Annotated in this window: 22 protein-coding genes and 1 tRNA gene; 16 read left to right on the plus strand and 7 right to left on the minus strand. The window is 54.5% G+C overall.

Annotated elements, in window-relative coordinates; translation table 11 throughout:
• The first annotated feature begins 55 nt into the window (after positions 1-55).
• The 3 genes from GOV90_RS19825 to GOV90_RS19835 all read left to right on the plus strand — a co-directional run bounded on the left by GOV90_RS19825 (position 56) and on the right by GOV90_RS19835 (position 1,752).
• Positions 56-132 (plus strand) — tRNA-Met (locus GOV90_RS19825).
• Positions 133-349: 217 nt separating this feature from the next.
• Entirely contained in the window at positions 350-1,231 is an 882-nt protein-coding gene (locus GOV90_RS19830; RefSeq protein ID WP_171091372.1) for an HNH endonuclease, read from the plus strand.
• A gap of 50 nt (positions 1,232-1,281) precedes the next feature.
• Positions 1,282-1,752 (plus strand): hypothetical protein, encoded by a 471-nt coding sequence (locus GOV90_RS19835; RefSeq protein WP_171091374.1) that lies wholly within the window; start codon positions 1,282-1,284, stop codon positions 1,750-1,752.
• A gap of 220 nt (positions 1,753-1,972) precedes the next feature.
• Here GOV90_RS19835 and GOV90_RS19840 read toward each other — a convergent pair whose 3' ends face one another.
• The 4 genes from GOV90_RS19840 to GOV90_RS19855 all read right to left on the minus strand — a co-directional run bounded on the left by GOV90_RS19840 (position 1,973) and on the right by GOV90_RS19855 (position 6,617).
• Positions 1,973-3,568 carry a hypothetical protein gene (locus GOV90_RS19840; RefSeq protein WP_171091376.1) on the minus strand — a complete coding sequence of 532 codons (1,596 nt, stop codon included), beginning with the start codon at positions 3,566-3,568 and terminating at the stop codon, positions 1,973-1,975.
• 579 nt (positions 3,569-4,147) lie between these two features.
• The gene (locus GOV90_RS19845; RefSeq protein ID WP_171091378.1) at positions 4,148-5,431 is read right to left on the minus strand and encodes a type IV secretory system conjugative DNA transfer family protein; all 1,284 of its coding nucleotides are present in this window, start codon (positions 5,429-5,431) and stop codon (positions 4,148-4,150) included.
• Positions 5,432-5,514: 83 nt separating this feature from the next.
• Positions 5,515-5,967 carry a phage regulatory CII family protein gene (locus GOV90_RS19850; protein WP_171091380.1) on the minus strand — a complete coding sequence of 151 codons (453 nt, stop codon included), beginning with the start codon at positions 5,965-5,967 and terminating at the stop codon, positions 5,515-5,517.
• A gap of 209 nt (positions 5,968-6,176) precedes the next feature.
• Positions 6,177-6,617 (minus strand): Arm DNA-binding domain-containing protein, encoded by a 441-nt coding sequence (locus GOV90_RS19855; RefSeq protein WP_171091382.1) that lies wholly within the window; start codon positions 6,615-6,617, stop codon positions 6,177-6,179.
• Positions 6,618-7,141: 524 nt separating this feature from the next.
• On the opposite strand from GOV90_RS19855, the gene GOV90_RS19860 reads away from it, so the two are divergent.
• Positions 7,142-7,966 carry a peptidyl-prolyl cis-trans isomerase gene (locus GOV90_RS19860; RefSeq protein ID WP_171091384.1) on the plus strand — a complete coding sequence of 275 codons (825 nt, stop codon included), beginning with the start codon at positions 7,142-7,144 and terminating at the stop codon, positions 7,964-7,966.
• A complete protein-coding gene (locus GOV90_RS19865) occupies positions 7,966-8,988 on the plus strand; it encodes a HupE/UreJ family protein (RefSeq protein ID WP_171172886.1) in 1,023 nt (340 codons plus the stop codon). The genes GOV90_RS19860 and GOV90_RS19865 overlap by 1 nt, the downstream gene beginning before the upstream one ends.
• A gap of 147 nt (positions 8,989-9,135) precedes the next feature.
• Here the strand turns inward: GOV90_RS19865 and GOV90_RS19870 are convergent, their stop codons facing one another.
• A complete protein-coding gene (locus tag GOV90_RS19870) occupies positions 9,136-9,675 on the minus strand; it encodes a DUF2796 domain-containing protein (RefSeq protein ID WP_171091387.1) in 540 nt (179 codons plus the stop codon).
• Positions 9,676-9,909: 234 nt separating this feature from the next.
• Between GOV90_RS19870 and GOV90_RS19875 the strand changes: the two genes are divergently transcribed.
• The 10 genes from GOV90_RS19875 (at position 9,910) to speB (ending at position 20,920) form a co-directional block, all read left to right on the plus strand.
• Positions 9,910-11,181: an imelysin family protein gene (locus tag GOV90_RS19875; RefSeq protein WP_171091389.1), complete on the plus strand. Its 1,272-nt coding sequence runs from the start codon at positions 9,910-9,912 to the stop codon at positions 11,179-11,181.
• Between the two features lie 78 nt (positions 11,182-11,259).
• The gene (locus GOV90_RS19880; protein ID WP_171091392.1) at positions 11,260-11,553 is read left to right on the plus strand and encodes a bacterioferritin-associated ferredoxin; all 294 of its coding nucleotides are present in this window, start codon (positions 11,260-11,262) and stop codon (positions 11,551-11,553) included.
• The gene (bfr, locus tag GOV90_RS19885) at positions 11,501-11,986 is read left to right on the plus strand and encodes a bacterioferritin (RefSeq protein WP_171091394.1); all 486 of its coding nucleotides are present in this window, start codon (positions 11,501-11,503) and stop codon (positions 11,984-11,986) included. Before GOV90_RS19880 ends, bfr begins: the two co-directional genes overlap by 53 nt.
• Before the next feature lie 13 nt (positions 11,987-11,999).
• On the plus strand, positions 12,000-13,493 hold the full coding sequence (locus GOV90_RS19890; protein ID WP_171091396.1) for a di-heme oxidoredictase family protein: 1,494 nt from the start codon (positions 12,000-12,002) through the stop codon (positions 13,491-13,493).
• 3 nt (positions 13,494-13,496) lie between these two features.
• Complete coding sequence (locus tag GOV90_RS19895; protein WP_171091398.1) at positions 13,497-14,507, plus strand: imelysin family protein; 1,011 nt, start codon at positions 13,497-13,499, stop codon at positions 14,505-14,507.
• A gap of 3 nt (positions 14,508-14,510) precedes the next feature.
• Positions 14,511-15,596 carry a DUF1513 domain-containing protein gene (locus GOV90_RS19900; RefSeq protein WP_171091399.1) on the plus strand — a complete coding sequence of 362 codons (1,086 nt, stop codon included), beginning with the start codon at positions 14,511-14,513 and terminating at the stop codon, positions 15,594-15,596.
• 101 nt (positions 15,597-15,697) lie between these two features.
• On the plus strand, positions 15,698-17,587 hold the full coding sequence (gene speA / locus GOV90_RS19905) for a biosynthetic arginine decarboxylase (protein ID WP_171091401.1): 1,890 nt from the start codon (positions 15,698-15,700) through the stop codon (positions 17,585-17,587).
• Positions 17,588-17,612: 25 nt separating this feature from the next.
• Positions 17,613-18,836: a saccharopine dehydrogenase family protein gene (locus GOV90_RS19910; RefSeq protein WP_171091403.1), complete on the plus strand. Its 1,224-nt coding sequence runs from the start codon at positions 17,613-17,615 to the stop codon at positions 18,834-18,836.
• A 75-nt stretch (positions 18,837-18,911) separates the two neighbouring features.
• The gene (nspC, locus tag GOV90_RS19915; protein ID WP_171091405.1) at positions 18,912-20,081 is read left to right on the plus strand and encodes a carboxynorspermidine decarboxylase; all 1,170 of its coding nucleotides are present in this window, start codon (positions 18,912-18,914) and stop codon (positions 20,079-20,081) included.
• Entirely contained in the window at positions 20,078-20,920 is an 843-nt protein-coding gene (gene speB / locus GOV90_RS19920) for an agmatinase (protein WP_171091408.1), read from the plus strand. Before nspC ends, speB begins: the two co-directional genes overlap by 4 nt.
• Here the strand turns inward: speB and GOV90_RS19925 are convergent.
• On the minus strand, positions 20,917-21,507 hold the full coding sequence (locus GOV90_RS19925; RefSeq protein ID WP_171091410.1) for an HD domain-containing protein: 591 nt from the start codon (positions 21,505-21,507) through the stop codon (positions 20,917-20,919). The genes speB and GOV90_RS19925 overlap by 4 nt on opposite strands.
• 101 nt (positions 21,508-21,608) lie before the next feature.
• Between GOV90_RS19925 and GOV90_RS19930 the strand changes: the two genes are divergently transcribed.
• Complete coding sequence (locus GOV90_RS19930; RefSeq protein ID WP_171091412.1) at positions 21,609-22,442, plus strand: LysR family transcriptional regulator; 834 nt, start codon at positions 21,609-21,611, stop codon at positions 22,440-22,442.
• Here GOV90_RS19930 and lptF read toward each other — a convergent pair.
• Positions 22,439-23,578, minus strand: a complete 1,140-nt coding sequence (lptF, locus tag GOV90_RS19935) for an LPS export ABC transporter permease LptF (RefSeq protein WP_171091414.1) — start codon at positions 23,576-23,578, stop codon at positions 22,439-22,441. The two genes, GOV90_RS19930 and lptF, sit on opposite strands and share 4 nt — an antisense overlap.
• Positions 23,579-23,756: the final 178 nt, after the last annotated feature.

Genomic DNA, 23,756 nt, shown 5'->3' on the forward strand with positions numbered 1-23,756 from the left:
GGTGATTTCCCTCTTGACCCTCCCCGGCCCCTCGCTTACATCGCCTCTCACTCAAGGCGGAGTAGCTCAGTTGGTTAGAGCAGCGGAATCATAATCCGCGTGTCGGGGGTTCAAGTCCCTCCTCCGCTACCAAAATCCCACATGAAACGCCTAAAAACGAAGGGCCTTTCAAAGGTGACCGGGCCTGAGCCCCATATAGACCCCCACATATTCCGCGTATGAATGGTATTCAAGGTTCGCCATTACCGCTGATAGTGACCTGACTGTCGTCCGAATTTGTTATCTCGTTGAGGAAGCCAGAGTTACGGTGCAAATTGGACTAAGCACATCCAAATTAGAATAACGAGAAATGAAACTTAAGTGGAATGACCCAAGGTGTATCGCCTGCCTAGGCTCAGAAGAACTGAGCCTTGAGCATGTGATACCAGACAGCCTCGGCGGCATTCTCACCTCCCGCTTCCTTTGCCGTGAGTGCAACAGTCAATTTGGCTCTACATTCGAAGCTACGGCTCGCCTCGCGCCAGAACTTCGTAAAGCTGCATCAGAGTTAGGGCCAGGCCTCACCCAGTTGAAGGAACAACTCGAGCGGGGCACCGAGTACCAAAGTCAATTTGACGATCAATCCTCAAAGTCGAAAGTCCGAAAAGATGGCAAAGCAGGTGTGTTTGGCTTGGAGGACGGCTCTATCGTGGTTCCGGAAGAAGACACGCCGACTCAGATCAGGTCACGCATACAGAAAAGAGGTGGCACGCCATCGGAAGTTGAAGAGGCGATATTGCGCTGGAGAAATGCCCCTGCTGGGCAGAGTGTAGAATTGGTCGAAGGCTTGCATGTAAAGAAATGGGAAGATCATCCCTCGAGCCCAACATATTCCGAGCCCCCACTAAGCCCGCTCGTTCCTTTGAAGACTGCCTATGAATTTGCGGCACTTCTTATAGGCGGCAAGATTTATGACCAAGCCTTCTGTCCACTTCGTACGGTCCTACTGGATCAGGATGAGGAATTGGCGGAAGAGATGGTGGAATACCTTTGGGCCGACAAACCAGACGCTTTTCATGGGATTGCCTTTGAGGGGAATTACGGAGGCGCACGGTTTCAAGTTCGCCTGTTTGGCCTCTTGGCCTACCGCGTCAGCTTCCTTAGCATTGGCCTTAAACTACCGCCTGCGGTTTACACTCATCGTCTGGATAGCGGAGAAGAAGGGTTCCGCTTTCAGGACGAAAGAAACTAAACTGGGTACCGAGACAATTCCTAGTGTGGAAACACAGATAAGGGTAAAAGGTGCATTTCGGATTTCTAATCAAACCGGGCAAGGCGCAACCCGCAGCGATCTTCTTGGAGGATTTCGTCAACGATGTGCGCGGCAACCTTGGCAAAGCGCTCGACTGGCAGAGGGGCGCCGAAGTCGGCAAGCACGTGCTTTACGTGGACGTCGAGGCAGGTGCGCTCACAGGGCGGCATGAAGACACCGATGTGGTGACTGTAACCCATGACTGCATACTGGCCACCGGTGAGGTGCTGGAGCCCTATGGTGGCGGCTTTGTGCGTGTGGCCTTTGATGATGGAAATGACGACTTGATCCCTGCTGTAACGATCTTGGGGGTTGTACATGAGGGGATGCCCACGGATCACGAGAAGGCGCTGGCCGAGGTGAAGAACGAGCCTGACTGGATCATCGTTGATCACTGTCTCTGCTGGAGGCCATCACAAACTAGTCTTCGTAGTCACTCACAAGGGCTGAATACGAACTAGTGTCAGAAACTCGCAATTCAGGCTCAATTAACTTGTTGTCGAATATGCAATAGGTGGATGACGAATTGTTTCACTTTGGCTTCCTAAAGGTCTCAAGAAGTCATGCACCAATGGTTCACCCGATATGATTGGTCCACAAGGCCAACAATTGAGATAGCTGACAGCACTTATTCGGAAAATGAGTGTTACGCATGTCGATCTACATAGTGTTGACCAAACTTCAGTTACTCCGAGGTGTCTTTTTACGAGAAGACTTCTTCAAAGCGATGTCATACCCAGCGGCGAGAAACTCAGCGTTGTCTCCGAATTCAAGAAAAAACCATTTCTTCTCCGAATCCGGTTTTCGCAACTTTCCAGATTTGTGGTTAAAGAGGCGACGTTGCATCACGAACTTGAGCATCCCCTCAGTGTTGCGAAGTCCTACTGCGCCTTTTCCAACACTATCGCTTCCAAACAACTCTCGCTCATAAGAAATTATCCGTTGCAACAGATAGCAAAGGCAAGTTAGCCGGTCACCTCTTAGGTGTTGTCTCTCGTGCGCCCAAAACAATCCAGAAGGAAGGTCGACAGATGTTTCGAACGTAGACAATTCATCTTCGCCCTGCTCATCGTTATCCTCTATTTCGGAGATTTCTTCCGGTTCAGCATCTTGCGGAAGCTCGTCTTCTGCCACCGGTAACTCGGCTTCTTGCCTTTCCTCTAGCTGACCACCGCTTAGAGAGTATCGTGAGGAAAACCTGAAAAACCGATCCTTCGTACCATCTTCATTTTTTGGCCACTCTTCCGGATGAGAAAACGTGTCTCTGTACGCATGGCTAATTTCGTCGGCTATCCGCGCGATAGCTCCCCCAATTTCATATGCATCCGAAAACTCGACCCAATTCATTAGGCGTAACGAATTTGTCTCTGTGTCTCTTAAAACCATTCTTGATTCAACGACATTGAATTGCTCGTTGTTAATTAGACTTAGCCCCGGCATTTCTTTCCATTTCACCATCCGCGAAATTTGCCCACTAACTTTTCTGATAAAAACAGAATGATCCTCTCCAATTGACCGCTCCCATCGTGACTTTGAGACTAAAGAGGTCGCTGCGATTACCTGCATCAAATAAAAGGCGTACAAGATCGACATGTTGGAGCGCGGCGCATCTCGCAAAACCGGTCCAGCTAGCAACTTTTGTGCATTCATGTAATCTCGGTTTTCCTTGACAAGCGTTCCTTGTCTTATGAAGGGAGCTTTTCGATCAATTGAAGCGAATACGGAGAACTCGACCAGAAATTGCTCCAATACATCTAGCAAAAACTCTCTGTCAGCTCGGTCCTTCTCAGATCGCAAACGGCTTTCTTCTTTAAGCTTGTATTCTAGTTCGGCCTCCAAGCGATCAATGTTTGTTTGATACCCACGCTTGATTTCTTCTGCAGCATCATGGAGCATGTTTTCCCTAGATTTCTCGAAAATTTCCTTCTGCAAGTGGAGGTTTTTGTCCGCTCTAGCATCTGCAAGTTTCGCTAAATTGCTTGAGTGTTTGCGGTTAAGCGCATTGCTTGCGAACAACAAAAGGGCGGCAGCAGACGCACTGATGAATGACCAAATTGGTGCACTACCATACTTGTTAGTGAGTGATTGAATTGAACCATCAAAAAATGAAAATACTGCGCTAAACCCCTCGTTGATCTCGTCAACCAAATTATCCCCTAGCATCTCCCGTGACTGAGCTTCAAACGCAATAAATACGCAATAAGTCAAAAGAACTATTATTGTAGCGAATAACGTAAACTCAAAAATTTTAGCTAAAACCAACCAAAAGAAACGCATGTTCAAACCTTGTAAGATGACTTGAAGAAAGTTCTTGATACCTCAATTCCGAAACAGTTCTCCGAAGTAACAGCTTCCACTTTCGTGATAACAATATGAGCGCAGTATTTTTAGATTTCCTTTCAAAGTCAAGACTTTGGATGCGCAGATCAAAAGTGATGACTCAGGGCTTCGTTGCTGCGCGCACTCTCTTTAGGGGTGTGAAGTTTCGCCAAAAGGGAGCTGAACTACTGGCTGGATTTAGCCCTGCAAAATGCGGCATACATCGAGTACTTGCTACTGTTCAAAGTACACTATGTGCGTCAGTTTTCCTTTCGAGGTAAACCCAAGAGATAAGCCACGCCGACTAGTTTGCGGCTGCTTTGTCAGCAAATTTTTGGCTGGCCGATCTTGAAGGCGAATGAGTAATGAAATCGCCGAGGCGTAGTTGAAGACAATAGCCGCGAGAGCGAACCAACACGAGTTTGGGGCAAAATATCTCGGTTTGGCAGATACACAGAATTGAGCGCTAAAAATTTTCTCTATCATTTAAATTGGAATGTCATAGTCCGACAAATCACATGCGCCGTCTTGGCGCCGTCACCGTGCTCCACTCGACTTCTTCTTCAGTTGCTCGGCTGGCACGTATTGGGCGCTCGCCGAAACTCGTGCCAGTACTTCCTTTACCGATGGCCGTCTAAAAGCCCTAGGAGCTTCGCCAAGCTCTACAAAGAATCCGTTGTTTATTAAGTCAGCACCCATTCGCCCATACAGTGTTTCCAACCCTTTCGAGGCAATAAAGCTCTGTCTCCCAAATACAGTGTGATATTGGCTGTTGTTGAACAGTGTTTGCCAATCCACCGGATAACAGGCCTGTAACTGTTGCGGGTCTTGCCAGAAAGTCCAGCAACGCACACCGTAGCTGCGTAAGAGGGTGACAGATGTTATCAAGAATTCCATTTGCCCCAGTTGAGCGGCTTCGTCGATCAGAAAAAGAGTTTGCCGTTCTGGATCAGGATCCTTGCGAATGCGTCTTGCAATCAGTGTTTCCATCCATACCCGAATAAGGCCTGAGTGGGTTCTCAAGTAGGCCGGGGGCAAAACTAGGTAGATGGTAGTCGGAGTCTCGCTTTCTAGTATTTCAATTGGAAAACTAGTTTTGCTAGTGACTCCCCTAATCACGTCACTTCGGTAGATTTCGGTAAACCGACGCGCAGTGGCCAGAATGCACGCTACCGTGCGGTCAGCCTCAACTGGCAGCGAATACGCGGCACTTGAAACCGTTCCTGCTTTTGATCGCGCCATGTCTCTAAGCGTAAGGTGCATGTCTTTTAGGCTCTGGTTCAATAGGTAGCTTAGCTCATGCAAATCGCGAAGCGCTTTAGGGGAGTCATGAGCAATAAATAGCAGCAACTGCGAAACCAAATTCCGTGCGCTTACGTCCCAAAAAGGGTCCATGCCGCTTGTCTCATTGACTATCGACGCTGCTAGGCACTGCGCGTTCTCTAACGTAGGTTCAGCGTCCAGCATCAAGTGGATTGGGTTTAGGCTGGCGCTTACGAACCCTGTAATCTCGAACGGGTCCAGTATTATGACTTCCTGTCCCATAGCCTGCCTAGTTCCCGCAGTCGCAAGGGCCAGCTCGCCCTTTGGGTCGAACGCCACAACTGAGCCGGTGTAGTCCATCAAGGTGGGTATCGCCAAAGTCCAAGTCTTGCCTGAACCTGTAGGCGCAAATGTCATCAGATGCCCTTCTGAACCGGTTCTAATCTCTCGCTCGAGTGTTTCTTCTATTCTGATCCTAAATCCGGTTTGAGTTGGCTCTTTTTGGTTTAGCCCTAGAAGAATGTTGCTCGCTTCCGCCTGATCGAAACGACTACCCATACAAGTCTCCTTTTTTCGGAGGCTTAGAAATGTAGTAATTCAAAGGGTTTCGCCATCAATCCAACAGCGCATATTTTTACATGCTAATCTCTTTTTGTCGCTTCAGAAATATGTACGCGAAGGGCAACAAGTGCGCGCTCTGCCTCCTCTATCTCTAAGCGAATTTTTATGGCCTCTTGATGGTCAACTGTGTGGTCTGCAAGTGCTTGATGCATGGCACGCATCACTTCCGAGGCTTCCAATACGATCCGATTGGTGGCGCGGTAAAGATGTTCTTCTTCAACATCGCCTTCCGTTGAAACGCGGTCTGCTGCTACAAAGCGAGTTTCTTCAAGAAGGTATGCTACAAGACGCACGTCCGGCATTACCCGGATTAGGTCTTGAATTTCATCGGCCGAAAACAACGTTCGATTGCGCAAGCGAGAGTAGAAAGCATCGTATTTCATGCCCATTTGGGCTGCAATATTCTTGGAGCTATACTTTGTGTCCGTTGTTAAGATCCGATGCACAAGAGATGCAAAATCTGCTCCCCTCATAAAAAACCCCTGTTCGCTTTAAAAACCCCTGTTCACATTGTGAGCGCATGGTGCCCTGCAGCTTTAAAAGTGTCTATGACTCCTGAAGCATAAATTTGTGCTTTCAATCGGGTGGATGGTGAGCGCTCCATTTCTGCTTCGTTCTTTTTGATCTTTGTGCAATTTTGGGGCATCGATATTGAAGGAGGCTTACGAGTTGTGAGCAAGTCTCAATGGCGCACGAGGACGCCCTCAACTACCTGCCGCGCGAACTGTTGACCGTCCTTTTCCATCCTGTGAACGAACCGGTCGCGATGGCCGTCGCTCCATTTGGTACGCTTGATGATGAAAGCCTTTGCAATGGTCTCGAATAGATCATTAGCCACCAACTGCTCACGTACCTTTTCGCGGGCCTCCTCGCGGACCGGGTCCTTGCCGTCTTGTAGGATACTTCTCTGCTCCAGAGCGCGTTCACGTGCGTCTTTCAAGGTTGTCGCAGGGTACGTGCCCAGCGTCATTTCCTTGGCCTTACCGTGTGCGCGATAGCGCAGAACCCACGTCTTGCTTCCTTTCGGATGGACGATCAGTGTCAGGCCGTTCCCATCAGCCATCTTGATCTTCTTCGCGCCCGGTTTGGCTGCTTTGACCTTCGGGTCTGTCAATTTACTCATGTGCATACTCCATCATCACCGGCCCCACGTTCACCCCCACAATTGGAGGTGATGTAGCACCCAAGTTTCCTTGGGGCTCCGGCAACCATGGATCAGAAAAACCCAGTAACAAAACGCTGTTACGTATGCTTCAGGTCCAACACACGAGAAATTGGATAGGCTCCTCCGCTACCAAAATTCCTCAAAACAATAAGCTGATTTTGAAAAAAAATCAGAGATGTATTTGAGATCTTCCTACCATCTTTCCAGCCGGTTTGCGTTTCAAGCGCCATTTTGGAGAAAATGTGGGGGCAATTTATTCCGATATCGCGTCATTTAGGGTATGCAACCTGACCACGAAACCGACTTACACATTGGCCTTATGCGCCCTCTAAGCGAGAGAGTCGCCAGAGAAATCGCACTACTTTCTCTGTGTGCGCGAAGTCCGAAACCCAATTCACCGCACATATCGATTTATTTTTATGTTTAGATGACGGAAAGATACTCAGAGTTCACCAACGATATTGGCCAAGAGGTACAACTCAATGGCATACCGCGTTCTTCGAGAACCATTTCTTCATTTCCTTCTGATGGGTGCGGGAATCTTCGTGCTGTTCGCACTGGTCGGAAGCAACGAACCTGACTCCGAAGCGATTGATATCACCCAAACCGATATCGAAGTTTTGGAACGGCAGTTTGAAGCCATTTGGAGGCGCAAGCCCGACGGCGAAGAGTTGGATGCGCTGATTACCAATCTGGTCCTTGAAGAAGTCCTGGTGCGCGAGGCGCGCGCCTTGCGTATGGACGAACAAGACCCGATCGTCCGCAATCGCCTGCGTCAGAAGATGGAGTTTATTGCAACTTCGGCCGCAGGTGCGGCATCGCCAACACAAGAGGATCTGCAGGAGGTATATCGCGCCCATTCGGAGGAGTTTCGCACTCCGTCTCAGATTGCGTTTGAACAGGTGGTTCTTGATCCCGCATTTGCTGCGCAGGCCGAAACCACTTTGATCGCGCTGAATGATGGACGCAAGCCTGAGGGGTTGAGGAATCTGACCCTCCTGCCCTCAGAAGTACCGCTCGCTCCGACTGTTCGTATAGACGGCGTGTTCGGAACTGGATTTGCGACAGCGCTGGAACCGCTTCCGGTTGGCCTTTGGGCAGGTCCGGTACAATCCGGCTATGGGCTGCACCTGGTGCGGGTGACTGACAGAACGCCAGTCGAACTTCCTGATCTGGCAGATGTTGAAGACAAAGTGCTGGCCAAGTGGCGGGAAATTAACCAGTCAGAGGTCAGAGACGCGTTCGTGCAGGGATTGCAGGACAAGTACCAGATCACTGTCAATAATGACCTGCGGGCGGTCAACTGATGCTGCGCCACATTGCGTTCATTCTGGGTCTTGGCGTGCTGACCATCTTTCAGGCGACAGCTGTACATGCCCACGCTCTTGAACCGGGCTATCTTGAGATCACCGAAACCGGCCCAGAAAGCTATCGCATATTCTGGCGAAAACCGGATGTGCAGGGGCAACCGATGGCGATTGGCGTCAGCTTGCCCGAGCAGTGCGAAGTTGCCCATCCCCTTGCCCCGTATTTCGATGGCGCGGCCTGGGTGTCGAGTTGGGAGACCACTTGCGGCGGCGGGATCGCTGGGGCGAACCTTGCAATTCCCGGCCTTGAACACACGCAAACGGATGTTTTGGTACGGGTGCACCTGTTGGAGTCGCTCGCGACCAGCGCACGCCTGACGCCGACAGAAACCACATTCCTCATCCCTGCCGAAACCACCCGCCTGTCGGTGCTGGTGACCTATGTGGAATTGGGGACAGAACATATCCTTGAAGGGTTCGATCACCTGTTATTCGTTTTCGCCCTGCTTTTTCTGATCCGGGACGTCTGGCGTCTGATCGGAGCAATCACCGCATTTACAGTTGCCCATAGCATCACACTGGCCTTGGCGTCGCTTGGGTTGCTTCACGTGCCTGCTCCGCCAGTTGAAGCCGTCATTGCATTGTCGATCGTGTTTCTGGCGGTCGAAATCGCCAAGCGAAACCACGACACACTGCGCCTGTCTGAACGATGGCCCTGGATCGTGTCATTCTCGTTCGGGCTGTTGCACGGTCTGGGCTTTGCAGGTGCTCTTAGCGAGATTGGTCTGCCTCAAGGCGATATTTTTGTGGCACTCCTTGGCTTCAATATCGGTGTCGAGATTGGCCAATTGCTGTTTGTTGGTGTTGTTTTGACGCTTGGCGTTGTGTTCATACGGCTTATTCCTGCGGCAGGCCGCATCCAAACCGAACAGAAGGGCTTGGCTGATACGATTGTCAGCTACGCGATTGGTGCAATCGCATCTTATTGGCTAGTGGAGCGTGTTGTAGGATTTTGGACTTAGACAATGGAACACAGCAGCCCGTCAATTTCGGGACCCAATTTTGCCTTGGGTTAATCTGTGGCTTTAGTGTTCAAGACAAATCTCAGCCGTCACCACGCAGAAGCCAACCACCGCCATAACAAGCACCAAGTGCTGCTATCATCCAATTTACGGCAAGGTTATGCTGCGGTTTACGCGGGTCGCTTGATGAGTTTGCGTAACCCTGCCCGCTTCGACACGGACTGACAGTTTTTCCGTCCCACTGAATTTTTCGAAATAGGCAAAATCAATTCTGTCCAGCAAGCTCATGTCCTGACATTGGACAGCATAGTCCGCCTGAAACTCCGCGTGACCCTCACTGGCGGATTTTCCAGAGGCCACATCGACCTGATCCGCAATGTCGTGTGTGAGGATGACATTGGCGGATGCGGTGAAACATCCTGCTTCTTCCGGGACAACAAACAGGTCCAAGGGCTCGGACAATTCAGAAATCGCGATAGCGACTTGCGTACGTTCGTCATCGTTAGAAACCGGAGCCTCAAATCCCACGACATCCACGCTGGGCACACTGAGTTTCAACGAAAACCCTGTCTCAGTCAGGACGACGTCCAACTGACCTGTGCCATGTTGATGCGGCGTTGTCACCTGCGTTGCTTGCGCTGCAAGAGCTGCAGGAAACAGGAACATGGCCAGGACTGCACACTTCATTAACCAAACCGCCACAAACAGAATCACAACGCTGATTCTAGCGCGAATCAACCGCGGTGCAATTGCAACGGCCTGTTCCGACCCCACCAGATATGGGGAGTTTAGCTGCGCTGCGCTTAGAATTTATTTCCGACAATAAAACTCAGGTTGACTTTACTGAGTAATTCACTCAGTTATTCAGGCGCAATGCCAGCGGGACATCCCGGCACAATCAGACAAGAAAGTACCAATTCCATGACCAAATTGTTTTTAGCCGCCAGCGCTCTGACACTTTGCGCAGCGACCGCCGCGTTCGCCGGTGACGCGCCCGCCAAGGCAGATGTACTGGAAAACTACGCCAATATTGCTGAAGCAAAATTTGATGACAGCCTGATCGCAGCCAAACGCCTCCAAACAGCCGTTGATGCGCTGATCGCAGATCCTTCGGAGGCCACATTGAACGCAGCCCGCGCCGCCTGGATCGCTGCACGCGTGCCCTATCAACAGACCGAGGTTTACCGCTTTGGCAACGCCATCGTTGATGAGTGGGAAGGTAAGGTGAATGCATGGCCGCTGGACGAAGGTCTGATCGATTATGTCGACGCAGCCTATGGCGGTGCCACTGACGAGAACGAATTTGCCGTATTGAACGTCATCGCCAACCCGAGTTTCGAGTTGTCAGGCGCGTCCATTGACGCCGGCGAAATCACCCCCGAACTGTTGAGCGAAACGCTGCACGAGGCAGATGGAATCGAAGCCAACGTGGCCACAGGCTATCACGCGATCGAGTTCCTGTTGTGGGGGCAGGACATGAACGGCCACGGCGCAGGTGCAGGCAACCGCCCGGCCACCGACTATGTGCAGGGCGATGACTGCACTGGCGGAAATTGTGACCGTCGCGCCCAATATCTGAGTGCTGCGACCAACCTGTTGGTCAGTGACCTGGCCTGGATGGCAGATCAGTGGAAGGAAGGCGGAGCAGCCCGTGCCGCCCTGATGGAGAACGAGGCCGCAGGCGTCAGTGCAATCCTGACCGGCATGGGGTCACTGTCTTATGGCGAGCAGGCCGGTGAACGGATGCGTCTGGGGCTTATGCTGAACGATCCCGAAGAAGAGCATGACTGCTTCTCGGACAATACACACAACAGCCATTACTATGACGGTCTGGGCATCCAGAACGTCTATCTGGGCAGTTATACCCGCATCGACGGCACCCCAGTTTCGGGCGCGTCCCTGTCGGATCTGGTTATCGCAACCGACCCGACGCTGGACACCGAGATGAAGGCGAAACTGGCCGCAACCATGCAAGCCTTGGGCAAGATCAAATCGACTGCGGAAGCAGGGTTTGCTTATGACCAGATGCTGGAGCGCGGCAATGAAGGTGGCGAAGCACTGATCATGGGTGGCGTCAACGGTCTGGTCGATCAAACCAAAACCATAGAACGCATCGTAACTGCACTTGAACTGGACGGGATCGCGTTTGAAGGGTCCGACAGCCTGGATAACCCCAACGCCGTTTTCCAATAACCCCCGAGCGGGCCGGGAAGATCATCCTCCTGGCCCGTATCCCGACCTGATCGCCTGAAAAAACCCGAGCCAACGACAATGATTGTCTGCCACTGCACCAACATCTCTGATCATGATATTCGTGCCGCCATTGACTGGATGCGCACGGCGGACCCACAGACCATTATTACCCCCGGCAAAATCTATCATGCCCTTGGAAAGTCGGCGGATTGTGGCGGGTGCATGCCTCTTTTCCTAGACACAATGCGGGCAAGCGATAATCTGGAAGTCCCAATGCAACTGCGTGCCTTACGCGCAGCAGTAACTCAGGAGAAAGCAGATGAAGGGCGATCCAAAAGTCATCGAATATCTCAACAAATCTCTGCGGCATGAGCTGACCGCAGTCAGTCAGTACTGGTTGCATTACCGGCTACAAGAGGATTGGGGCCTTGGCCATATGGCCAAGAAAAGCCGCGAGGAAAGCATCGAAGAAATGCAGCATGCGGACAAGCTGATCGAGCGGATCATCTTTTTGGAAGGCCACCCCAACCTGCAGAAACTGGACCCGCTGCGCATTGGGCAAACGCCCAAGGAAACACTGGAATGTGACCTTGCTGCCGAACTGGACGCGCGCGCGCTTTATGCCGAGGCGCGCGATCACTGCCGCGAAGTGGGCGACTATGTCTCAATGTCGCTGTTCGAAGGATTGATAGCGGATGAAGAAGGTCATATCGACTTCCTCGAAACGCAGCTCGACCTGTACGAAAGGATCGGCGAAGCAAATTATGCGCACCTCAACGCGTCAAAAATGGACGAAGGCGAGTAGCCTTTTTGCCTTGATGGTGGCCGCTTTTGCGGCCGCCCCTGCCCAGTCTGCGGATCTGAAGGATCTGCATCTGAACATCACCCCCCGAACCGCGGATGAACGCGACCGCATCGCCGTCGTCACGGCCTCACCGCAGGACTTCAGCGCGCCGCAGCCGTTTGAAGAGCTCGCTGCCGGAGCCGCGACTGTACGCGTGCGCAATAACGCAGATGCGTTTTCACAGCCCTCTGGCAATCTGAGCTTCGATCAAGAGCTGGACTTTAAAGTCGGCAATGGGTTGTTCAAAAAAATCTGGGTCTCGTCGCCTTCTTCCACGCTGGCCTCTGACGGGTTGGGGCCGCTGTTCAACGCACGATCCTGCCAACGCTGCCATATCAAGGATGGGCGCGGGCATACCCCGAACGGACCTGAAGACAAGGCGATTTCCATGTTCCTTCGGATCTCGATCCCCGGAGCGCCAGAAGATGGCTATGCCGAGATCGAAGACTACATCGCAACCCTGCCGGATCCCAACTATGGCGGACAGATGCAGGACTTTGCGTTGGCAGGGCATCCGGCAGAATACCGACTGGATATCGCGTACAAGGAAATCCCTGTAGAGTTGTCAGAGGGTGATACCGCATCACTGCGCCACCCGACCTATCAGGCTGCCGATCTGGGCTATGGGCCGCTGCACCCCAACGCGATGCTGAGCCCTCGGGTCGCACCTCAGATGATCGGGCTAGGTCTGTTAGAGGCGATCCCGGTTCAAGATCTGCTGGCCAAAGCTGATCCTGACGATATGGATGGCGATGGTGTCTCAGGACGCCCAAATATCGTCTGGTCCGTCGAATATGGGGCACCTATGATGGGGCGGTTCGGACACAAAGCCGGCATGCCCACTATAATGGAGCAATCGGCAGCGGCTTTCGCGGGGGATATCGGCATATCCAACCCGCTCTATCCCGCACCACAGGGCGATTGTACCGAATTGCAGGTGAACTGCGTTGAAGCTCCGCATGGCGACAGAGACGTGCGCGGGTTCGAGATTGATCAGCAAGGCATGGATCTGGTCGCTTTCTACAGCCGCAATCTGGGCGTGCCCGGTCGCCGGGATGTAGACAGCCCCGAAGTGCTGCGTGGCAAGGAAGTGTTCCACGCCACGGGCTGCGCGTCCTGCCATACGCCATCGCATGTCACCCATCGCATGGAAGACCGGCCCGAGCACAGTTTTCAGCTGATCTGGCCGTATACCGACCTGCTGCTGCATGACATGGGCGACGGTCTGGCAGACAACCGCCCCGAGGCCCGCGCAACGGGTCGCGAATGGCGCACGCCGCCTTTGTGGGGCATTGGTCTGACCCAGCGTGTATCGGGCCACACACAATTCCTGCATGACGGACGGGCGCGTAATCTGCTAGAGGCGATCTTGTGGCATGGCGGTGAGGCTCAGGCTGCGCGCGACACCGTTGTTTCGATGCCCAAGTCAGACCGCGATGCCTTGATCCGTTTTCTGGAAAGCCTTTGACCCATGCGTTATCTGCCCCTCATCGCTGCTTTGATCATACCCGTCGCTGCACAGGCGCAGGATCGCGCGCCAATCCTGATGGATGTGACCGAAACGCATATCCTGCCCCGCTTCGACAAGTTACCCGAGACAACCGGCGCACTCGTCAGTGCCGCCTTGGTAGATTGCACCCCGACCTCGCCCGCCTTGCGTGCCGCATATGATGACGCCTTTGACAGCTGGATTTCCGCCAGCCATCTGCGATTTGGCCCAACCGAGGTCGATGACCGCGCATTTGCGCTGGCTTTCTGGCCTGATACGAAAGGGTTCACCGCGAAGGCGTTGTCACAGCATATCGCGACCGAGGATGAAGCAGTGCAAAGCCCCGAAGCTTATTCCGAGACGTCCATCGCGGGGCGCGGCTTCTTTGCGTTGGAACGGATGTTGTACGATCCCACGTTTGCCGATCAGGGCAGTGCAGAATACCGCTGCGATCTTATTCAGGCGATCACGACGGACATAGACGCCAACGCCCAAGCCATAACAGAAGGCTGGCAAAGCTACGCGCCGAACCTGACCCAGCCCGGAGACAACAGCCCGTATCGGACACAGGACGAAGCCCTGCAGGAGCTGTTCAAAGCCCTGTCTGCAGGGCTTGAGTTTACTGCCGATACACGACTGGGCCGCCCCTTGGGCACATTCGACCGGCCGCGTCCCAACCGGGCCGAAGCCCGCCGATCCGAGCGCTCCTTGCGTCACGTGGAACTTTCGCTGAATGCCCTGCGCGACCTGGCGGCGCGTTTGTCCTTCGATTATCCCGAAATCGCAACCGATCTGGACGCCGCCTTTGCCCGCGCAATCGAGAACGCCCAATCCATTGACGATCCCGCGCTGGCCGGTGTCGCTGACCCGCAGGCCCGGTTTCGCATCGAGGCCCTGCAACAATCCATTCGGGACATTCGCGGTATTGCCTCCACCGAACTTGGCCCGACACTGGGGATCAGCGCAGGTTTCAACTCGCTGGACGGGGATTGATCTGTGCCCTCACGTCGCCATTTTCTGGCCGGCCTGGCCGCGACAACCCTGTCTCCGATCCAGGGATGGGCGAGCGTCGGTGCTCCTGACTTTCTGGCCGCAGGGCTTTTTCCCGATGGCTCGTACCGGTTGGCGGGTTTGGATGAACAAGGCGGAACCTTGTTTACTTTGCCCTTGCCCGCTCGCGGACACGCAGCCGCAGCGCACCCGTTCAAGGCGCAGGCTGTCGCCTTTGCCCGCCGCCCCGGAACATTTGCCATAGTCGTTGACTGCGCCACCGGCGCGCAGATGGTACAGCTTACCGCCCCAGAAGGTCGCCATTTCTATGGCCACGGCACATTCTCGGCGGACGGCACGGTTTTTTTCGCGACCGAGAACGACTATGAGGCCGGGGCAGGCCGCATCAGCATCTGGGATGCGGAAAGCTATGAACGTATAGGTGAATTCTCCTCAGGCGGCATCGGTCCGCACGACATACGCCTGATGCCCGATGGGCAAACTCTTGTGATCGCCAATGGTGGGATCGAAACACATCCCGAAACCGGGCGTACAAAGCTGAACCTGCCGGTAATGGCCCCTAACCTGACCTATCTGAGCCTGTCCGGCACTGTTCTGGATCAGGTTTCGTTGCCTCAAGATCTGCATAAGAACTCGATCCGTCATCTGGCTGTTCGGCAAGACGGGCTTGTAGGTTTTGCGATGCAGTGGCAAGGCAGCAGCGCCAAGCATCCGCCCCTGCTGGGCCTGCACCGTCGGGGTGAAAATCCTCGTCTGCTGACGGCCCCCGACAAGGATCAAAGCGCGCTGCAAGGCTATGCGGGCAGCATCGCCTTTGCGTCAGATGGTGCGACCATTGCCATCACTTGCCCGCGCGGCAACACATTGCATCAGTTCGACACAGCCAGAGGGGCCTTGACGAACGCCTTTGCGTTAGAGGATGTGTGCGGCTTGGGCGCAGGGACGGATGGGTTGGTCTTTACCACCGGAACCGGCCTGTTTGGCGTATTGAACGGTACTTCGCCTGCGATCCGCGTCTATAAGAAGTGCCAGTGGGACAATCATTTGATCCCGATCCGCCGCATCGCGTAAAACTCGGTTTTCACTGTCACATAGTTTACACTTGGAAGAATCAAACTGCTGCCGTATTGGCGGGCGCGAAACTGGCACCCCTACGTTAAGGACCGACTTGATTGAAACAGATGCCCGACGCACCGCATTCCATCTACGGGGTTGAGAAATGGGGCAAAGGCCTCATTGAGGTGACGAAGCAGGGCGAGATCGGTCTGCGCAATCCAATGGCGCCCGAGGCTGAAGCAATCAGCCTGCCGGGCATCCTGAGCGATCTGGATGACCGGGGCATCAAAGCGCCGATGGTTCTGCGGGTGACCTCTTATCTGGAATATGAAATCGCGCATCTGAACGAAAGTTTCCACGATGCCATCGCACGCGTGGGGTACAAGGGGTCCTATCGCGGTGTCTTCCCGATCAAGGTAAACCAGCAAGCGCAGGTGGTCGACCGGATCGTCGAGTTCGGTAAGAAATACAACTATGGCCTCGAGGCCGGATCCAAGCCTGAACTGGTGGTAGCCCTTGCTCATCGACTGGCGTCTGAGGCGCTGATAGTCTGCAACGGTGTCAAGGATACCGAGTTCATCCAGCTGGCGATCCTGTCTCGTAAGATTGGTTTCAACACAGTCATCGTTTTGGAAAGCCCGAAAGAGGCAGACACGGTGATCAAGGTCTACAACGAACTGGGCATCGAACCCCTGATCGGTGTCCGGGTCAAACTGACCAACCAGATCAGCGGCAAATGGGAAGAAAGCTCGGGTGACCGGTCTGCCTTTGGCATGAATACGGATCAACTGGTCGCTACGGTGGACAAGCTAAAAGAAGCCGGGTTGTTGCACTGTTTGAAGCTGCAACACTCGCATCTGGGCAGCCAGGTGCAGGACGTCAACGATGTCCGCCGTGCTGTGGGCGAAGCCTGCCGATACTACACCGAGTTGACCCGTGAGGGCGTGCCCCTGACCCATCTCGACCTGGGCGGAGGTATGGGCGTGGACTACACCGGTGAGAAAAAGGCCGCCGAAAACTCGATCAACTACACGGTCGAAGAATACTGCGCAAACGTCGTCGAAACCGTGGCCTACGCGATGGATGAGGCCGAGATTGCCCACCCCACGCTGGTCACCGAAAGCGGGCGTGCGGTTGTTGCGACGTCCTCGATGCTTGTGTTCAACGTGCTCGAAAGCACCCTCTACGACGCGCCCAACGGCCCCGAGGTCGAAGCGGACGATCACCATCTGGTCTCAGACCTCGCCGCCGTGCATGGCTATTTGTCCAGCGATCGCCTGCAGGAGTGTTGGAACGACGCCACCTTCTACCGCAACGAATTGCGCGCCCTGTTTCGCCGCGGCTATGTCGACCTGCGGCAGATGGCGCGTGCCGAACGTATCTACCTGTCGCTGATGGCCCGCCTCAAGGCGCTGGCCGCTTCTGACGAACTGGACACGGATGTGGACGAGCAGCTTGAGAAAGTCGCCGATATCTACCACTGCAACTTCTCGCTGTTCCAATCCCTTCCAGACGTCTGGGCCATCGACCAACTCCATCCCATCGTACCGCTTCAGGGCCTGAACCAGACACCCGACCGCCGCGCAGTCCTGTCCGACATTACTTGTGACAGCGACGGCAAGATCGACCGCTTCATCCTGGCCGACGGCGTCTCACCCAGCCTGCCGGTGCATTCGCTGCCTGAAGACGACGAATATTTCATGGGAGTTTTCTTCGTCGGCGCCTACCAGGAAACACTGGGCGATCTGCACAACTTGTTCGGCGACACCAACGTCGTCACCATCGACCTGCGCGCCGATGGCGGCTTTGACCTGCTGCACGAACAAGAGGGCGACACCATCAGCCAGGTCCTGTCTTATGTCGAATTCGACCCGACCGATTGCGTCGCCGCTTTCCGCAAAATGGTGGACGAGGCAATCTCGACCGGTACTCTGAAAGCCAAAGACCGCAAAACCCTGATGAGCGCCTATCGCGACTCGATCAACGGCTACACCTATTACGAATAACCCCCTATGAGAGGAGATCACCCCCATGGGTTCACTTAGTGGCAAAACACTGGTTGTTGGCGCAGGCGGCGTATCCCACGCAGCAGTGCACAAGATGGCGATGAATTCGGACATCTTTACCGAAATCACTTTGGCAAGCCGCACGAAATCGAAATGCGACGCCATCGCCAAAGCAGTGAAAGAGCGTGTGGGCGTTGATATCGCAACCGCTGAACTGGACGCCTATAAGGTTGAAGACACGGTCAAATTAATCAAGGACACCGGCGCGGAAATCCTCGTGAACCTCGCCCTGCCCTATCAGGATCTGGTGCTGATGGACGCGTGTCTTGAGGCAGGTATCCACTACCTCGACACCGCGAACTACGAGCCCGAGGATGAGGCCAAGTTCGAATACCACTGGCAATGGGCCTATCAGGAACGCTTCAAAGCGGCTGGCCTGACCGCCATCCTCGGTTCAGGCTTCGATCCGGGCGTGACCAGCGTGTTTGCCAAATGGCTCAAGAAACACAAACTGGACACAATCCGCCAGATCGACGTGCTGGATGCCAATGGCGGATCGAACGATCAGGAATTTGCCACCAACTTCAACCCCGAGATCAACCTGCGCGAAGTGCTGGCCGAAGTCCGCCACTGGGAAGGTGGCGAGTGGAAACACTCCCCCGCCATGACTCACAAGGTCGAGTTTGACTTCCCCGCCATCGGCCCCAAAAACATGTACCTGATGTATCACGAGGAACTGGAGTCGCTCAGCACCCACTTCCCCGAGATCGAGCGCGCCCGCTTCTGGATGACCTTTGGCGACGCCTACATTACCCACGCAAAAGTGCTGGAAAACGTCGGCATGACCCGCATCGACCCGGTGATGCATGACGGCAAGGAAATCATCCCGATCCAGTTCCTGAAAACCCTGCTGCCCGATCCCGGCGATCTGGGTGCCGAGACCAAAGGCAAAGCCTGCATTGGCGACATCGCCACGGGCCAAGCCAAGGATGGCTCGGGTGAAAAGACCTACTACATCTACAACATCTGCGACCACGAGGAATGCTATGCCGAAGTCGGCTCCCAAGCTGTCAGCTACACCACCGGTGTACCTGCGATGATCGGCGCAGCGCAGGTGCTGAAAGGCAACTGGACCGAGCCGGGTGTTTGGAACATGGAGCAGCTGGACCCGGATGATTTCATGGACATGCTGAACACCCACGGTCTGCCATGGCAGGTCCACGAACTCGACGGCCCGGTCGAGTTTTAACTTCATCTTTTCCTAAATACTCCGGGGGTCCGGGGGCAGCGCCCCCGGCCTCTCCATCACACGGAGACGCCGGTTATGTCCGACATGATGACCACACAAGCCGGAGACGCCGGCGCGTTCCGCAAATTCGACCTCACCCGCGTCCCCACGCCCTGCTTTGTGGTCGACGAAAAAGCCGTCGAGCGCAACCTGACCATCCTCTCCGACATTGGCAAGCAATCCGGCGCGCATGTCCTTAGCGCGCTCAAAGCGTTTTCGATGTTCTCGCTGGCCCCACTGGTGCGCCAGCACCTCGGCGGCACCTGCGCGTCCGGCATCTATGAGGCCCGTCTGGGCCGCGAAGAATACGGTGGCGAGGTCGCAACCTTCTGCGCCGGGTACAAGGACAGCGATATCGACGAAATCCTGTCACTGTCCGACCACATCATCTTCAACTCTCCGGCTCAGAAAGATCGGTTCCTCTCCAAGGCGCAGGCTGCGGGCGTTCAAGTCGGTCTGCGGATCAACCCGGAACACTCCGAAGGCGAGATTCCAAAATACGATCCCTGCGCCCCATGTTCACGTCTTGGCACACCGGTCAGCCAACTAACCGCCGAAACCATGACCGGTGTGGACGGGCTGCACATGCACACCCTCTGCGAACAGGGATTTGAGCCACTGCAACGCACGTGGGAGGCCGTTGAACCTAAACTCAAACCCTTTCTGGGTCAGCTCAAATGGCTCAACTTCGGTGGCGGTCATCACATCACGCGTGACGACTATGACCGCGTGGGTCTGGTGAAATTCATCAAGGACATTCGCAAGACCTACGATGTAGATGTCTATCTCGAACCCGGTGAAGCCGTCGCGCTGGATGCCGGTATTCTGGTCGGAGAAATCCTCGACCTTCCGACAAACGGCATGAACCTTGCGATCACCGATATCTCGGCCACCTGCCACATGCCCGATGTGATCGAAGCCCCTTATCGCCCCGCCTTGATGGACGAGGCCGAGGCAGGTCATACCTACCGGCTGGGTGGCCCGTCTTGTCTGGCCGGTGACGTGATCGGGGACTACACATGGGACAAACCGCTGGAAATCGGCCAGCGGTTCGCTTTTCTCGATCAGGCCCATTATTCCATGGTCAAGACCAATACTTTCAACGGTGTTCCCCTGCCCACCATCGCCCTTTGGAACAGCGAAACGGACGAACTGAAAATCATCAAGCAGTTCGGCTATGACGACTTTAAGGACCGCCTCTCATGAGAATTTTCCTCGATAGTGAACTGACCGAAGCCGAGCGCAACGAGGATGCCCGATTTCGCATAATTCCGGTGCCGCTGGAACGCACTGTGTCCTACGGCTCGGGTACTGCCAAAGGCCCCGAAGCGATCATCGAGGCCAGCAACGAGTTGGAACGTATCACTGGCCATGCCGAACCTTGTGTCGAGGGCATCTTCACCGAAGAACCACTGAACTGCGACGGCCCCCTGCCAGATGTCATGGAACGCCTCGCCCAGCGCACCGAAGCTGCTGTTCGTGCGGGCAAAGTGCCTGTGACCTTGGGCGGAGAGCATTCGCTCAGCTACGGCTCAGTCATGGGTGTAGCGCGCGCTTTGGGCCAGCCAATCGGAATCGTCCAGATCGACGCCCACGCCGACCTGCGCAACGCCTATCAGGGTGAAAGGCACTCCCACGCCTCGGTCATGCATATGCTGGCCGAAGAAGGCGTCCGGCTGGCTCAGTTCGGCGTCCGTGCCTTTTCCACCGAAGAGGCCAAGAGCCGTCTGAAGAACCACGTTTTCCACGTGGATGCCGAGGAACTGGTCACCGGAAACATCCACGCCGTCGACCTGCCCGAGGATTTCCCCGAACTGGTTTACGTCAGCTTTGACGTTGACGGCCTTGACCCGTCCCAGATGCCCGCAACAGGAACGCCCGTGCCGGGAGGTTTGGGGTATTATCAAGCCTTGCGCTTGGTCGAACACGCCTTGAAAGGCCGCACATGTGTGGGCTTCGACGTGGTCGAACTAGCCCCGGACGGCAATGCCGCCTGGGACTTTACCGCCGCGCAGATCGTCTATCGGCTGATGGCCGCCTGTTAAGCCTCAGAGGTTTCGTTCAACTCCATATGCCCTGCGCCTTTGTTCAGGACACGGCGCAGCATGGGCTCGAAAAACTCTAGCGGTTTGGTCGGATAACCCGAGTCGAACGCTTTCTGATCGTATTCGTGACAGAAATAGCGGCAGTCCTCCCAATAGGGGCTGTCGCGGTATTTATCGCGCGCGTTGCGATCTCCGCCGAGGTGATGGTTGTAGTAATATCCCTGAAACACGCAGTGATGTTTGAGAATCCAGTAGGTCCGCTCGCTGACATAGGGCTTCATCATCGCCGCTGACAGCTCACCATGGTTGTAGGGCGACAGAATATCGCCGGTGTCATGGATCAGGGCCGCGACCACCAATTCTTCATCTGCTCCGTCCTCATACGCCCGCGTCGCAGCCTGCAGGCTGTGTTGATAGCGGTTCACGGGATAGGGTGTCCATTCCTCATCCAACGACCGAATGGCGTCGAGGATACGGTCAGGCAAAGCGGCATTATAGGCCTCTTCATACTCCATAACGGCGTCCCAGTCGGCCTTGGTCGCTTCTTCAAAACTGGTCCAGGTGGGTTTGTGGCTTTTGTCCAGCATGGCTGATCCTCCGACGTGTTTCCTGACCTAACAAATACCGCAGCTTTGCTGTTCAAAAAAATGAATTGATTTTATCGATTTGATGAAAAAATACTTTCAACATGCAAACCAAAGCTCTTGAGACATTTCTCTGTGTTGCCGAAACCGGTGGTTTCCACGCGGCGGCCCGTAAGTTGAACGTCACTCAGACAGCTGTCAGCGCGCGCATTCGCCTGATCGAAGAAGAAACCGGCAGGCCGTTGTTCACACGCGGTGCCGGGGGTACGGCTCTGACTGAATTCGGCCGGCAATTCAAACCTTATGCGGAACAGATGCTATCATTATGGGCCTTTGCTTCGCACGATTTACCGATGCAGGCCCAGAGCCGCCCGGCGCTGCGCTTGGGGGGGCAACTCAGCATTTGGGACCCATTGCTGGTGGACCTCGCGGTGCGCTTTGAACAGCGTTTTGACAAACTGTTGTTGACGCTGAACTACGATCACGATCTCGACATGGTTGAAGCAGTTGCAACTCATGTGTTGGATGCAACCGTCACCCATGAAAAACCCACGGACCGGCGTGTCACTTGGTGCGAATTGGAGCCTGAGGTTTTGTCATTGGTACAAACGCCGAAGAAAGACGACGCCGAAGATGACCTGGTTTTCGTCAACCTTGAGCTGGGCGAGGTTTATCAGGATCACGTGAGATCCGCTGCACGACGAGCGTCCGGGCAAACGCTGTTTCTGGGCAATTGCATGATGGCGCTGCGATATGTCCTGAAGCGTGGGGGATGCGGTTATTTCCCTGACTATGTCATTTCGGACCACCTCATCTCAGGCGAACTGGAACTAGACAAAAAAAGCGTCGCCTTGCCATTACCGATGTATCTGGTTACGCGCAGTGACCAGCCCGAGTTTGACGAACTTCGCAGTTGTCTGGCGGATCTGCGTGCCTAAGCGGGTGTCGACATCGCTTTGTCTGAACGCGCTTTCTTGCGCAGGATAGGACGACCCGCAATCAGCAGGAAGACGCCCGAAATCAACGCCCCCATTATGGCAGGCAGATAGAGCAAAATCCAAAGCTTGGGATCATCTATGACGACCGGTGAAACAAAACCGCGAACACCTTCAAGCAGCACCAGAATGGTGAACGCACCTAGGATTTGTGGCCAAAGCCCAAACCGGGAAAAACTGCCCAGCATCAGTGTTGAATACCCAGCCAAGGCAACGGCGACACAGATAGCAATCCAGGAAAACCGCTGGTGCAGTTCTTCGACCAGCTTGCCTTCGCTATACCCTTCGGCGGCGGAAATCTCAGCACGATCTTGGATCAGTTCAAGCGTTGGAATGGCTTCGAGACTGCGTTGGGCCATCGGGCTGGAGTTGGTCAACTCCGATATGTCATAAGACGCATCCTGAAACAGGGTCGAAGACAACCGCCTCCCCTCTTTGGTCAGGCGCAGTGCTATACCGTCGACCATAACAAGGTGAATGCCCGTGTCATTGTTGACCAGATAAGCTGTGGCACTGGAATAGCTGACGGCGTTTTCCTGATCGCGCCGGTCCGAAACGAATACCTCATGCAGCGTTCCATCCAGATCAATACGCCCGATATACACCGTGACATCTTCAGCGGGGTGCAGAAACTCGCCTTCGTTCAACAGCTGGGCTGTCACATCCCCTGCGACTTCGGCTTGCCGGATTTCCAACTGCTCGACCGAGGCAGGACGCAGGAAAACACTGATGGCCGCCATCATCAGCCCGGTAATCGCACCAAATAGAATAACAGCACGCGCCAACCTGCGTGGGCTGGAGCCTGTGGCCAGCATCACCGTCAATTCACTTTCGCGGCTAAGTCGGTTGGTGGCGTAAACGGCAGCGGCGAACACTGCCATGGGCATGACCGTACGGATCAGAGTTGGCAACGTCAGTGCGGTAAATTCGAGAAAGACCATTGCCGATTGCCCCCCGCTGATGACGCGGTCGAACAGGCTGACAGAGCGGGTGATCCAGAACACACCCACCAGCACAAGGGTAAAAAAGCCGAACAATATCAGCAATTGCCGCAGGAAATATCCGTCAAAACGCGACATGGGCCCTCGTGCGTGTGTTTGTGTATTTGCAGCGGACACTAGGGCATTCCGTCGGCAGAGGAAACAGGGATTGGCCGCCTGCATCGCGGGATATGCGTGTTGCGATTTACTGTCAGCGACAACTGCCCTTCTTTTGGAAAGACAGGGAATTTTGAAAAAATGTCACTTCGTGGCACAT

This window comes from Ruegeria sp. HKCCA5929, assembly GCF_013034525.1.
In the GTDB taxonomy this organism is placed as follows: Bacteria; Pseudomonadota; Alphaproteobacteria; order Rhodobacterales; family Rhodobacteraceae; genus Ruegeria.